The 14,949-nt window shown below is 72.6% G+C and carries 1 protein-coding gene; it reads right to left on the reverse strand.

What is annotated here, in order from left to right:
• Positions 1-132: 132 nt before the first annotated feature.
• On the reverse strand, positions 133-14,943 hold the full coding sequence (locus tag F9C12_RS06380) for a non-ribosomal peptide synthase/polyketide synthase (protein ID WP_409465147.1): 14,811 nt from the start codon (positions 14,941-14,943) through the stop codon (positions 133-135).
• Positions 14,944-14,949: the final 6 nt, after the last annotated feature.

Below are 14,949 nucleotides of genomic sequence, written 5' to 3' on the forward strand. Positions count from 1 at the left end.
ACCCGCAACCAGCGGCACGACGACTCCCGCCACAAACCCCGCCCGGCCCCCGGCCCACAACAGCAGCAGTGCCCACCGAACCGACCGCAGCGAACCCGTGCCCCCCTGCGCGGCAGCCCCCGAGAGCCCCGGTCACGCCTGCTCACCCCGGCAGTCCGCCGCGATGGCGCGCAGTGCGTCCGCGAATCCCGCCGCCACCCCGGCCACCGTCTCCCGGGCGTGCTGGTCCGGCTGGTAGTACCACGAGAATTCCAGCTGCCCCTCCCGCACCCCGCCGACGACCTCCAGCGCGTGCGGCGACCGGTTCGCCGGGTCCTGGTCCCGGCCCAGCGGCGGGAGCGAGCGCCGGAACAGGCCGTCGCCGGAGCCGGTGTTCTCGCCTTGTCCCAGGTAGTTGAACGCGACCCGCGGCGCGGACCGGCCGAGGTCCGGGAAGCGGAAGCAGCGCAGGACGCCGTGGCCGAACCCGTTGCCCGGCACCGCGCGCAGCTGCCTGCGGACCGATTTCACCAGGGTCCGCCAGCTCGCCGCCGGATCGACCTCCAGCGCGACCGGGAACAGCGTCGTGAACCAGCCGACCGTGCGGGTCAGGTCGACGTCGTCCAGGATTTCCTCCCGGCCGTGGCCTTCGAGGTCGACCGCCACCGCCGGTTCGCCGGTCCAGCGGGTGAGCGTCCAGGCCAGCGCGGTCAGCAGGACGTCGTTGATCCGCGTCCGGTAGGCGCCCGGCGCCAGGTGCAGCAGGGCGTCGGTGTCCCGTTCGCCGACGCGGACCGACACCAGCTGCTGCGGTTGCGGAGCCGCCCCCGTCCGGTCCACCGGGATCTCGCAGCCGGGCAGCGCGCGGGCCCAATGCGCCCGTTCCCCGTCCAGCGCGCCGGATTCGGCATAGGAACGCAGGCGGTGCGCCCAGTCCCGGAACGACGTCGTTTTCGGGCCCAGGTCCGGCTTTTCCCCGGCTTCGATCTGCCGGTAGGCCCGTTCGAGGTCTTCCAGCAGGATGCCCCACGAGACGGCGTCGACCACCAGGTGGTGCGCGACCAGGAAAAGGCACAGGTTCTCCGCGGAATCCGACACCAGCGCCCGCAGGTGCGGCGGCCGGGCCAGGTCGAAACTCGCCTGGGCGGCGTCCGCGGCCCGCTCCAGATCCACAGTGGACACCCGGCGGAGAACAGAACCGGGGGCGACCGGGTCGTTGTGCTGGACCCATCCGCCGGCGGTCCGCTCGAAGCGCAGGCGCAACGCGTCGTGGTGCGCCACCAGCGCATCGACGGCCTGGCGCAGCACTTCCTCGTCGACCGGGCCGTTCAGCTCGATCAGCACGGACTGGTTGAAGTGCGCGGGGTTCGCCGGCGAGGCGTCGAGGAACCAGCGCTGGATCGGCGTCAGCGGAACGGCCCCGACCACGGCTTCGCGATCGTCCTCGGCCGAATCGGCGGGCTGGACCACCCGGGCCAGCTCGGCGACCGTCTGGTGGGTGAACAGGTCCTTCGACCGCATCGCCAGCCCGGCCTGCCGCGCGCGGTGCACGACCTGGATGCTGAGCAGCGAATCCCCGCCGAGTTCGAAGAAGTTGTCCGCGGCGCCGACCCGCGGAACCCCGAGCACCTCCGCCCAGACGTTCGCCAGCAGTTCTTCCAGGTCCGTGCTCGGGGCGACGTATTCGGCGGTCTGCAGCGCGGACAGGTCCGGGGCGGGCAGCGCGGCGCGGTCGATCTTCCCGTTGGGGCTCACCGGCACCGAATCGAGCGGCACGAACACGGACGGGACCAGGTAATCCGGCAGCGTCTCGCCCAGGAAAGCGCGCAGCTGAGCCGTTTCTCCGACGACGTAGGCGACCAGCCGCTTGTGCCCGCCGGCCTCCCGGGCCACCACCACGGCCTCGCGAACCGCGGGATGCCGCCGCAGGGCCGCCTCGATCTCGCCGAGTTCGACGCGGAACCCGCGGATCTTGACCTGGTCGTCCGCCCGCCCGGCGAACTCCAGCTCGCCCGAAGCGAGCTGCCGGACGACGTCGCCGGTGCGGTACATCCGCGACCCGGGCGGTCCGAACGGATCCGCGACGAACCGGTCGGCGGTGAGGCCGGGCCGGGACAGGTAGCCGCGCGCCAGGCCGATGCTGCGGACATACAGCTCCCCCGCCGACCCGATCGGCACCTCGCGCAGGCCGGCGTCGAGCACGTGCACCTCGGTGTTCCGGATCGGTCTGCCGATCGGCGCCGTCCCGCCGGGCGCCAGCGGTTCGCTCCACGAGGTCACCACGGTGGTCTCGGTGGGCCCGTACGCGTTGATCATCCGCCGCCCCGGCGCCCAGCGGGAGACCAGCTCGGCCGGGCAGACGTCCCCGCCGACCACGACGGTGCGCAGGTCCGGCAGCGGCACGTCGGGCACCGTCGCCAGCGCGACCGGCGGGAAGAGCGCGTGCGTGATCCGTTGCGCCGCCAGCACTTCGGCCAGCTGCGCGCCGAGCAGCGGACCCTCCGGCGGCACGACGAGCGCGGCGCCGGCGGGCAGCGACAGGCAGAGTTCCAGCACCGAGGCGTCGAAGCTGGGCGAGCTGAACGCCAGCACCCGGTCGCCCGGCCGGACCTGGAAATGCTCGATCTCGGCGGCGGAGAACGAAGCCAGGCCGGCGTTCGGCACCACCACGCCCTTGGGACGGCCGGTCGAACCGGACGTGTAGATCACGTACGCCGGTTGGTCCGGGTCGGCGGGGACGCCGGGGTTCGTGTCCGCGTACTGCCCGGCGTCGAGTTCGCCGTCCACGACGAAGACCGGGTCGGCGTCGCGGAGCATGAACTCGATGCGCTCGGCCGGATAGCCCGGGTCGACCGGGAGGAACGCGGCCCCGGTCTTCGCCACCGCCAGTTCCGCGACGACGAGCGCGGGCGAGCGCGGCAGCCGGACGGCGACGATCCGCTCCGCCGCGGCGCCCCGCTCGATCAGCAGCCGGGCCAGCTGATTCGCCCGCGCGTTCAGCTCGGCGAAAGTGATCTCCCCGGCCGCGGAGACCAGCGCCGGAGCGTCCGGCGTCCGCGCGACCTGGGCTTCGAACAACTGCGCCAGCGACGCCGCCGGGACCGGTGCGGCGGTGTCGTTCCAGGCCCGCAGCTGGTCCAGCTCGGCCTGCGGCAGCAGCGGCAGGGACGCCATCGGCTGGTCCGGCTGAGCGGCGAGAACGGTCAGCGCGGTCAGCAACCGGCTCGCGAACCGCTCGATCGTCGTCGCGTCGAACAGGCCGGTGGCGTAGTTGATCGCGGCGTGCAGCGATCCGCCGTCCTCCTCGAATTGCACGAGCAGGTCGAAAGTCGCGGTCGTCGCGGGCAGCGCGACTTCCTCCGCGACGAGCGCGCCGCCGCCCGGCCGGTCGCCGGTGTTCTGCAGCACGACCATGGCCTGGAACAGCGGCGTCCGGCTCGGGTCGCGCACCGGCTGGGCGGCGTCCACCACGCGTTCGAACGGCACGTCCTGGTGGGCGAACGCGTCGAGCACGGTGTCGCGCACCTCGCCGAGGAATTCCCGGAACGAGCCGCGCGAGTCCACTGTGGACCGCAGAACCAGCGTGTTGACGAAGAAGCCGATCAGGCGTTCCAGTTCGGCCCGCTCCCGTCCGGCGGCGACCGTGCCGACCGCGACGTCCTCCTGGCCGCACCACCGCGACAGCACGACCTGGAAAGCCGCGACCAGCGTCATGAACAGGGTGCCGTGCTGCGCGCCCGCGAGCGCGCGGAGGTTCGCCGCGACCTCGGCGGGGACGGCGAAGCCGAACCACTCGCCCTCGTTCGTGCGGACCGCGGGCCGCGGCCGGTCGGTGGGCAGCTCGAGCGGCGCGAGCCCGGCGAGGCGGTCCCGCCAGTGGTCGAGCTGCTCCTCGAGATCGGGGCTGTCGAGGAAATCCCGTTGCCAGGCGGCGAAATCCGCGTACTGCACCGGCAGTTCGGGCAGCCGGGGCTCCTCGCCGCGGACGTAGGCGGAGTAGCAGGTCTCCAGTTCCGCGGCCAGCACCCCGGCCGACCACCCGTCGGTGACGATGTGGTGCAGCACCAGCAGCAGGACGTGGTCGCCCGGCTCCTCGCGGAACAACCGGGCGCGCAGCAGCGGTCCGGTGCGCAGGTCGAACGGCCGGCGTGCTTCGCGCACCAGGGTTTCCTCGTCGAAGTCCGCCACCGGGAGGTCGACCGGCGCGGGCTCGTGGACGAATTGGACGGCGCGGCCCTCGATCGCGTCGAAGGTGGTGCGGAGCGATTCGTGCCGGGCGACGACCGTGTTCAGTGCTCGCCGCAAGGCGTCGACATCGAGTTCTCCGCGCAACCGCAAAGCGGTCGGGGAAAGGTATTCCGTGCCGCCGGGCTCGAATTCGTCCAGGAACCACAATCGCTGCTGGGCGAACGACAACGGCAGCCCGCCGTCGCGCGGAACCACCGGGATCGCTTCCCGATCAGCTTGCCGCGCAGGCAGTTCCGCGGCGAACTGGCTCAGCGTGGGTGCGGAGAACAGCATCCGCGGCGACACCTCGACGCCGAATTCGGCCCGCACCCGGGACGTGATCCGCATGCTGAGGATCGAATCGCCGCCAAGTTCGAAGAAACTGTCGCCGGCGCCCACGCGGTCGATTCCGAGCACGTCCGCCCAGATCGCGGCGAGCCGCTGTTCGGCGGCCGTCCGCGGCGCGACGTACTCGGCGGTCCCGGCGCGGCCGGGGGCGGGCAGGGCGCGCCGGTCGAGCTTGCCGTTGCGGTTGAGCGGGAGCGCCTCCAGGGACACGAACGCCGACGGGACCAGGTGCTCCGGCAGCCGTTCGCGGGTCCACTCGCGCAAGCCCCGCGCTTCGCCGACGACATACGCGACCAGGCGGCCTTCGCGCGCGACGACGGTGACGTCGGCGATCGCCGGATGCCGCCGCAGCACCGTCTCGATCTCCCCCGGTTCGACCCGGAACCCGCGGATCTTGACCTGGTCGTCGACGCGGCCGAGGTAGTCGAGCGAGCCCTCGGCGGTCCAGCGGACCTGGTCGCCGGTGCGGTACATCCGCTCCCCCGGCGGGCCGAACGGGTCCGCGACGAACCGGTCCGCGGTCAGCCCCGGCCGGCCGAGGTAGCCGCGCGCGAGCTGCGGTCCGGCGAGGAACAGCTCGCCGGGCAGGCCGGGCGGCACGGGTTCGCCGGTGTCGCCGAGGACGTACGCGCGGAAGTTGGCCAGCGGACGGCCGATCAGCGGCTGCTCCCCGACCACTGGCGCGTGGATCGAGTCGACGGTCGCTTCGGTGGGCCCGTAGTAGTTGTGGCCGGTGACGTCCGAGGCGGCCAGCTGCCGCCACAGCGTTTCGGTGGCCGCCTCGCCGCCGGTGATCACTGTGCGCGGCCGCACTTCGCCGGTCGCCAGCCCGGCGTCCAGCAGCTGCTGGAGGTAGGCCGGGGTGAGGTCGAGCAGGTTGAGCCCGTGCGCGCGGACGGCGCGGACGAGAGCGCGCGGGTCGAGGCGGGTGTCGTCGTCCAGTACGTGCAGCTCGTGGCCGTCGATCATGGCCAGCAGCGGTTCCCAGGACGCGTCGAAGGCCAGCGACGCGGTGAGCGCCGCCCGCTCCCGGCCGCGGTCGAGGAAGACCGCGCGGTGCGCGACCAACAGGTTCACCAGCGCGCGGTGCTCCACGACGACACCCTTCGGCGTGCCGGTCGAGCCCGAGGTGTAGATGACGTACGCGGCGGTGTCCGCGTCCGGCCGCTTCGACACCGGTGCTGGCGGCGCATAGCTCTCGTCCGGCCTGCCCAGCACGACCACCGGGCGCGCGTCGTCCAGCAGGAAGCGGACGCGCTCCTCCGGCAGGTCCGGGTCGATCGGCAGATACACCGCGCCCGCTTTGAAAATCGCCAGGACCGCGATCACAGCTTCGGCCGAACGCGGCAGCATGACGGCCACCACTCGCTCCGGACCGGCACCCCGTTCGATGAGTTCCTCCGCCAGCTGCGTGGCGCGGGCGTCGACCTCCGCGAAGTCCAGGACGGTGTCGTGGAAGACCAACGCGGTCTCGTGCGGCCTCCGCGCGACGGTCGCGTCGAAGACCTCCAGGACCGTCTCCGCCGGGAGGTCGGCGGTCTCGCCTTGCCCCAGAGCCAGCACCTGGTCGCGTTCGTCGGCAGTGAGCGGCGACAGCGAGCCGACACGCCGCGACGGGTCTTCGGCGATCGCACGCACCAGCTGAGCGAGGTGTCCGGCCAGCCGTTGCGCGGTCGACGCGTCGAAGAGCTTCGGGTCGTAGGAGAGTTCGAGCCCGAGCCGGTCGTGGAGATAAGCGGTCAGGTTCAGCGGATAGCTGGTGGTGTCGAGCGATTCCACGTCCAGCACCCGGACGCCGTCCTGTCCGCTGTCTTCGATCGGGTAGTTCTCGAAAACCACCACGCTGTCGAACAACGACGCACCAGCTGGCACCCCGGTGAAGGTCTGCAGCTGGGAAAGCGCCAGGAAGTCGTACCGGCGCGCCTCCGCTTGCCCGGCCTGGATCGCGCGCAGCCATTCCGCGGCCGACTGTCCATTTCGGACCTCCACCCGCGTCGGGACGGTGTTGATGAACATCCCGATCATCGCTTCGACGCCGGGCAGTTCGGGCGGCCGTCCGGACACCGTGGTGCCGAACAGGACGTCCGGCTCGCCGCTGTAGCGCGCGAGCAGCAGCGCCCACGCTCCCTGCACCACCGAATTGACCGTCAGCGCGGCGGTTTTCGCCATGTCGCGCAGGGCCGCTGATTCCTCTTCGGACAGTTCGACCAGCACCGTCACCCCGGATTCCGCTCGGTGCGCCTCCGTGGGACGGCGGTCGTACGGCAGCGGCGTCGGCGCGGCGAAGCCGTCGAGCACGTCGCGCCAGTGCTCCTCCGCCGCCGTCCGGTCCTGTTCGGACAGCCAGGCGAGGTAGTCGCGGAACGGCCGCCGCGGCGTCAGTTTCGCCGGCGTGCCTTCGACGATCGCCGTGTACTGCTCGCAGACCTCGGCGAAGACCTGGGCGGTGCTCCAGCCGTCCAGCAGGACGTGGTGCGAGGTCCACAGCAGCTGCACCTCGTCGTCGGCGACCCGGGCGATTTCCAGGCGCATCAACGGCGGGGTCGTCAGGTCCATGCCCGCGGCCAGATCGGCTTCGAGCAGTTTCGCCAGCTCGGCCCGCTGGTCCTCCGGCGAGAGACCGCGCCAGTCGTGCTGCCCGACCGGCACCCGCACGCCGCGATGGACGCGCTGCACCGGTTCGTCCACGCCGTCCCACACCGTGCTGCTGCGCAGGATCGGCGTCCGGTCCGCCACCCGCTGCCAGGCCTCGGCCAGCGCGCGCGGGTCCCGGACTCCGGCCAGCCGCAGCCGGAACTGGTCGAAGTACGCGCTCGACCCGGTGTCGACCAGGCTGTGGAACACCATGCCCGCCTGCAGCGCGGTCAGCGGGTAGATGTCCTCGACCTCGCGGCCGTCGCCGGCCAGCCGGTCCACCGCCGCCTGGTCGAGCCGGGCGAGCGGGAAGTCCGACGGCGTGCGGCCGCCCGCCTCCGCGCAGTGCGCGATGATTTCCCGCAGCGCCTCGACGGTCGCCTCGGCCAGGCCGCGCACAGTCGCCTCGTCGTGCACCTCGGCGGAGTATTCCCAGGTCAGGTGCAGTGCGCCGGATTCGACCACGCCGACGACGTCCAGCAGGTACGGGCGGATGCCGTCCGGCGCGGAATCGTGGCCGAGGCTTTCGCCGCGGCCCTGAAAAAGCCCGTCCTCGGCGGTTCCGACGTCCCAGCGGCCGTGGTAGTTGAACGAGATCCGCGGGGTCGGGTCGTTCCGCAGCGGGGATTCGGTCAGGTAGCGCAGCGCTTCGTAGCCGACGCCCTTGTTCGGGATGGCGCGCAGTTGTTCCTTGACCGACTTGAGGATCTCGCCCCAGCCTTCGCCGGGCACGGTCAACGCGACGGGGTACTGCGCGGTGAACCAGCCGATCGTCCGGGACAGGTCGAGCGGCGCGGCGAGGTCCTCGCGGCCGTGGCCTTCCATCTCGAGCACGACCTGGGACCGGCCGGTCCAGCGCGCCAGCACGCGGGCGAGGGCGCTGAGCAGGACGTCGTTGACCTCGGTCCGGTACGCGCCGGGGACGTCCTGCAACAGCGCGGAAGTCTCCGCCCGGCCGAGGAAAACCGACACCGAGCGCGCCGACTCCGCGGTGTTGCGCCCATCGCGGTCGACCGGGAGCGCGGTCTCGACACCGCGCAGCACGCTGCCCCAGTACTCCGCTTCGCCGTCCAGCCCGCCGGAACGGACGTGCTCGGCGAGCGTCCGCGCCCAGTGGGTGAACGAACTGCCCACCGGTTCCAGCGCTTCGCCCCGGTAGGCGCGTTCGAGGTCGCCCAGCAGGACGCGCCAGGACACGCCGTCCATGACCAGGTGGTGCGCGGTGAGGAACAGCTGCGGCGAGCGGTCCCGGAAGGTGAACAGGACCGCGCGCCACACCGGGCCGGCGCCGAGGTCCAACGAGGTCTGTGCGCGCACCGCCTCCTCGTGCATCGCCGCGACCACGTCGTCCACTTCGGACAGATCGGCGTGCCGCAGGAGATCCGCCGATTCCGTCGCGGCCGGTTCCTGCTGCCAGTTTCCGTCCGCTCGGGAGAACCGCATCCGCAGCGCGGCATGATGAGCGGTCACGTCGGCGATCGCGGCGGTCAGCCGCGTGACGTCCACTGAGGACAGTACAAGGTGGACGGACATGGTCAGCCGCCACGGTTCGGCCAGGTGCTCGAACAGCCAGGATTGGATCGGCCCGAGCGGCGCGGGCCCGCTCCGCTCCGGCGCCGGCGCGACCGGCCCGCCTGCGGTGACGACCCGGCCCAGCTCGGCGATGGTCTGGTGCTGGAAAAGATCCTTCGACGACACCGCCAGTCCGGCCTGGCGGGCGCGGGACACGACCTGGATGCTGAGGATCGAGTCGCCGCCGAGGCCGAAGAAGTTGTCCTCGACGCCGACCTGCTCCACGCCGAGCACCGCCGACCAGACCTCGGCGAGAACGGTCTCGATCTCGGTCCTCGGGGCCACATAACGGTTTTCGGCCCGCGCACCCGGTGCGGGCAGCGCTCGGCGGTCGAGCTTCCCGTTCGCGGTGAGCGGCAGCTCGTCCAGCGCGACGAACACCGCGGGAATCATGTGCGCGGGCAGCGAGCGGGCGAGGAATTCGCGCAGCACCGTCGTTCCGGGCACGGTCCCGGTCAGGTACGCGACCAGCCGCCGGGCGTCCCCGGCGCCGTGCGCGACCGCCACCGCTCCGGTCACGTCCGGGTGCGCGGACAGCGCCGCCTCGACCTCGCCCAGCTCGATCCGGAACCCGCGGATCTTGACCTGGTGGTCGGCCCGGCCGCGGTAGGCGAGTTCGCCGTCCGCGGTCCAGCACAGCAGGTCGCCGGTGCGGTACATCCGGGTGCCCGGCTCGCCGAACGGATCCGCGACGAACCGGGACGCGGTCAGGCCCGGCCGGTTCAGATAGCCGCGCGCCAGCCCGGCACCGGCGACGTAAAGCTCCCCGGTGACGCCGGGCGGCACCGGTTCGAGGCAGGCGTCCAGGACGTAAGCGCGCAGGTCCGGAATCGGCACGCCGACGGTCGCGCGATCGTCCAGCACCCGATACGTGACGTGCACGGTGGTCTCGGTGATGCCGTACATGTTGATCAGCCGCGGCCCGTCCGGATGCCGCCGTCGCCAGTCTTCCAAGCGCGCCGGATCCAGGGCCTCGCCGCCGAAAATCACGTACCGCAGGCTCAACGGCGGCGACGGCAGCGAGCCGAGCCGGTAGAACGCCGACGGCGTCTGGTTGAGCACGGTCACCCGCTGGTCGGCCAGCAGGGTCAGGAACTCCTCCGGCGAGCGGACCGAGTCCGAGGGGACCACCACCAAGCGGCCGCCGTGCAGCAGCGCGCCCCACAGCTCCCACACCGAGAAGTCGAACGCGTAGGAGTGGAAAAGCGTCCAGACGTCCTGGTCGCCGAAACCGAACCAGTGCTCGGTCGAGGAGAACAGCCGGGTCACGTTCGCGTGCGGCACGAGCACGCCCTTGGGCACGCCGGTGGAGCCGGAGGTGTAGATGACGTACGCGGTGTTCTCCGACCGGACTCGCACGCCCGGATCAGTGTCCGGCTGGCCGTCCGCCGTAACGGTGTCCACGACGCACACTGGCCGCGCGTCGGCGAGCATCGCGTCGATGCGTGCGGCCGGGTAGTCCGGGTCGATCGGCAGGTAACCCGCGCCGGTTTTCAGCACGGCGAGGATCGCGACGACCAGGTCCGCCGAACGGCGCAACCGCAGGGCTACCAGGCGTTCCGGCCCGGCCCCTTCTCCGAGGAGCCGGTGCGCCAAGCGGTTCGCCCGCCGATCCAGTTCGCGGTAGGTCAGTTCGACGCCTTCGCAGGTCACCGCGACGGCGTGCGGCGTGCGGGCGGCTTGCGCGGCGAAAAGCCGGTGCAGTGTCGGCTCCGGGGCCGCGACGGCGGCCGGGTTCCACTCGCGCAGGACGCGGTCGCGCTCGTCGGCGGTGATCCACGGCAGCCGGCCGAGCGGCTGCCGCGGAGTCGCCGCGATCCCGGCCAGCAGGATCCGCAGCCACTCGCTCAGCCGCTCGATCGTGGCCGCGGCGAAGAGGTCGGTGTTGTAGTTGACCACCGCGTCGAGCCGCCCGGCGGTCTGCTGGAAGTGGAGCGCCAGGTCGAATCCGGCGGTCACGATCGGCGGCGCGACCTCCTCGACGGCGAGCCCGGGCAGCGCGGGCCGGGCGTCCGGCGTGTTGTGCAGCACGACCATGACCTGGCACAACGGGGTGCGGCTGGGGTCGCGTTCGGGCTGGACGTCGTCCACGACGCGGTCGAACGGGACCTCCTGGTGCGCGAAGGCGTCGAGCACGGTGTCGCGGACTTCGCCGAGGAAATCGGCGAAGCCGCGGTTCAAGTCCACTGTGGACCGCAGGACGAGGGTGTTGGCGAAGAAGCCGATCAGGCCCTCCAGTTCGGTGCGCTCGCGGCCGGACACGACGGTGCCGACCGCGACGTCGTCCTGTCCGGACCACCGCGCGAACAGCACCTGGCAGGCAGCGAGCAGGGTCATGAAGAGCGTGCTGCCCTGCTGCCGGGACAGGTCGGCCAGCCGCGCGGTGGTGCCGACCGGGACGCTGAACTCGTGCAGCGCGCCGTTCTTAGTGCGGACCGCCGGACGGGGCCGGTCGGTCGGCAGTTCGAGCGGTTCGAGTCCGGCGAGGCGGTGCCGCCAGTAGCTGAGCTGGCCGTCGAAATCGGCGCGGTTGCGTTGCCAGACCGCGTAATCGGCGTACTGCACCGGCAACGGCGGCAGCCCGGGATCCTCGCCGCGGGTGAACGCGGCGTAGCAGGCGGCGAGTTCGCTCAGCAGCACGCCGGAGGACCAGCCGTCGGTGACGATGTGGTGCAGCACCAGCGTGAGGACGTGGTCGTCGGGACCGAGGCGGGTGAGCGCGGCGCGCAGCAGCGGACCGGTGTGCAGGTCGACCGGGCCGGTCGCGGCGGCCAGCGCCGAGGCCAGGTCGCCGTCGACCGGCTGGAGGTCGACCGCGTACGGCGGGTGAACGATCTGCCCGCCGCGGCCGTCGACCGTGGCGAAGGTCGTGCGCAGCGATTCGTGCCGGGCCACCAGTGCGGTGAGTGCCTGGTTCAGCGCGGGCACGTCCAGCTCGCCGCGCAGCCGCAGCGCGGTCGGCGAGACGTATTCGGTGCTGCCCGGGTCGAACTCGTCGAGGAACCAGAGCCGTTGCTGGGCAAAGGAAAGCGGCGCTTGGAACGGTCCGTCGCCGCGCGGCTGTACCGGGATCGCTTCCTGCGGTGCGGACGCGGCGGGCAGCTGCGCGGCCAGCAACGCCGGGGTCGGCGCGGTGAAAACCAGCCGCGCGGGGACGTCGGCGCCCAGCTCCGCCCGCAGCCGCGCGACCACCCGGATGCCGAGCAGCGAATCGCCGCCGAGCGCGAAGAAGTCGTCCTCGACGCCGACTCGTTCCAGGCCGAGCACTTCCGCCCAGACGCCGGTCACGAGCCGTTCGCGTTCGTCTCGCGGCGCGACGTACTGCGCGGCCGCGGAGATTTCCGGTTCCGGAAGCGCCCGGCGGTCCAGTTTTCCGTGCCTCGTCAGCGGAAGCCGGTCGAGGTGGACGAACGCGGACGGCACCAGATGGGCGGGCAGCGACCGGGTCAGCGCGGCGCGCAGCCCGGCGGGTTCGGCATCGCCGACGAGGTAGGCGACGAGGCGTCCGTCCCGTGCGTCGACAGCGGCGTCGACCACGTCCGGCTGGGCGCGCAGCGCGGCCTCGACCTCGCCGGGCTCGATCCGGAAGCCGCGGACTTTGACCTGGTCGTCGGTGCGGCCGAGGTGTTCCAGCCTGCCGTCGGCGGTCCAGCGGGCGCGGTCGCCGGTCCGGTAGAGCCGGGTTCCGGGCGCGCCGAAGGGATTCGCCACGAACCGGTCGGCGGTCAGCCCCGGCCGGCCGAGGTAGCCGCGCGCGAGCTGGGCTCCGGCGAGGCAGAGTTCGCCCGGGACCCCGGCCGGGACGAGCCGGAGCCGGTCGTCGAGCACGTACGCGCCGACATTCCCCAGCGGACGGCCGATCGACGGCCGGTCCCCGGTCACCGGGGCCCATGTGGCGTCCACAGTGGACTCGGTCGGGCCGTAGTAGTTCCCGGCGGCCACCCCGGATCCGGCCAGTTCGCGCCACAGGCCCGGCCCGAGGGCCTCGCCGCCGACCATCAGGAAGCTCGGCCGCTGCTGCCCCTCGAGCAGTCCGGCGGGCAGCAATTGCCGCAGGTAGGACGGGGTCACGTCGAGGAAGCCGATCCGTTCCTCGCGGACGTAGCGGGTCAGCGCGTCCGGGTCGAGCCGGATTTCGTCGCTGATCAGGTGCAGTTCGTGGCCGTCGGCCAGCAGCAGCGGCCCTTCCCACGACGTGTCGAACGAGAGCGACGCGGTCAGCGCCACCCGCAGGCGTTCCCGGCCGAAGACAGCCCGATGGTTGGCCAGCAGGTTGGCCAAAGCCGCGTGCTCGACCACGACGCCCTTGGGAGTGCCGGTCGAACCGGACGTGTGGATGACGTAGGCGGCGTCCGAGGGCCGGGGCGCGGGCGGGCGCGGCCGGTCGGTGAAGCCGCCGAGGCGGTCCAGCACCACCGCCGGCCGCGTGTCGGCCAGCAGCATTTCGATCCGCTCGGCGGGCAGGCCGGGATCGATCGACTGGTGCACCGCCCCCGCCTTGAGCACGGCGAACAACGCGACGATCGCGTCCGCCGAGCGCGGCAGCAGCACCGCCACCACGCGCTCCGGCCCCGCGCCGCGCGCGGCGAGATCCGCGGCGAGCACGTCGGTGCGGGCGGCGAGTTCGGCGAAGCTCAGCCGGACGTCGCCGCAGACCAGCGCGGTCGCGGTCGGCTGGGTCCGGGCCTGGTGGTCGAGGAGGTCCACGATCGTGCCGTCCGCAACGTCGGCGACGTCGAGCACCGGGCCGCGCCAGCCGAGCAGCCGGGCTTCCTCGGCCTCGGTGGCCAGCGGCAGGTCGGCGATCCGGCGGCCCGGGTCCGCGGCGATCCCGGCCAGCAGCCGCAGCAGGTGCGCGATCAGCCGGTCGATCGTCCCGACCTCGAACAGCTCGGTGCTGTACTCCACGAGCCCGGCCAGCCTGCCGCCGGATTCCTCGAACTCGACGGTGAGGTCGAAGGTGGCGGAATCCCGCGCGACCCCGGCCGGTTCGGCGGCCAGCCCGGGGAACACCGGCCCGGTCCCGGCGGCGTTGTGCAGCAGGACCATGACGTCGAACAGCGGGTTGCGGCCGGGATCGCGGCCCGCGTGCACGGCGTCGACCACCTCCTCGAACGGGACGTCGTCGTGCGCGAAGGCGTCCAGGACGGTCTGCCGGGCAGCGATCAGGTGGTCGGCGAACGCAGCCGACCGGTCGACCTGCGAGCGCAGGACGACGGTGTTGACGAAGAACCCGACCACCCGCTCCAGCTCCGGCCGGTCCCGCCCGGACACGACCGTGCCGAGCGCGATGTCCTCCTGCCCGGTGTAGCGCGCGAACAGCGCCTGGCAGGCCGCGAGCAGCACGGTGAACAGCGTGGTTTCCGAGGTCCGCGCCAGTTCGGCGAGCCTGCGCGCCACGTCGGCGGGAACCCCGAACTCGCGGACCGCGCCTGCGCTGCCGCGGGCGGCCGGGCGCGGCCGGTCGGTCGGCAGGTCGAGCGGGGACACGCCGGCCAGCTGCCGGGTCCAGTGCTCCAGCCCGGCCGCGCGGGTCGGCCGATCGTGCTGCCAGACCGCGAAATCCGCGTACTGCAACGGCTGCGGCGGCAGCTGCGCGCGCTCGCCGTCGCGGTAGAGGAGGCCGAGTTCTTCGGTCAGCACGCCCATCGACGCGCCGTCGGTGGCGATGTGGTGCACGCACACCAGCAGCACGTGTTCAGCCCGGCCGAGGCGGACGAGCACCGCACGCAGCACCGGCCCGTGCGAGAGGTCGAACGGCCGGGAATACTCCGCCTTCAGCACCGCGTCGAGGTCTTCCGGCGCGGCATCCACCACCGGAAGCGCTACTTCGTACGGCGGCTGAACGACCTGCCGGGGTTCGCCGTCGACCTCCTCGAAGGTCGTGCGCAGCGGTTCGTGCCGAGCCACCAGCAGCCGCAACGCCGTCGCCAGCGCGGCGACGTCCAGCTCGCCCGTCAACCGCAGGGCGAAGGCGCTGTTGTACTCGGGATCGTCCGGGCGGAGCCGGCTCAGAAACCACAGCCGCCGTTGCGCGGACGACAGGGGCAGCGGGCCGGAACGGTCGGCGGCGGCCGGGATCTCCGGCGCGCGGCCGGCCGCTTTCCCGGCCATCCGGCGGCGCAGCGCCTCCTGCAGGTGGGCGGGCAGCGCCGCGATGCGGTCCTCACGGGACGACGTCATGGGGAG

Origin of the sequence: Amycolatopsis sp. GA6-003, from assembly GCF_046267895.1 — a bacterium.
GTDB lineage: Bacteria > Actinomycetota > Actinomycetes > Mycobacteriales > Pseudonocardiaceae > Amycolatopsis.

Bases quoted from the DNA above. Each gene is read 5' to 3' on its own strand.
- F9C12_RS06380 (WP_409465147.1), bottom strand. From the start codon at position 14,943: ATGACGTCGTCCCGTGAGGACCGCATCGCGGCGCTGCCCGCCCACCTG.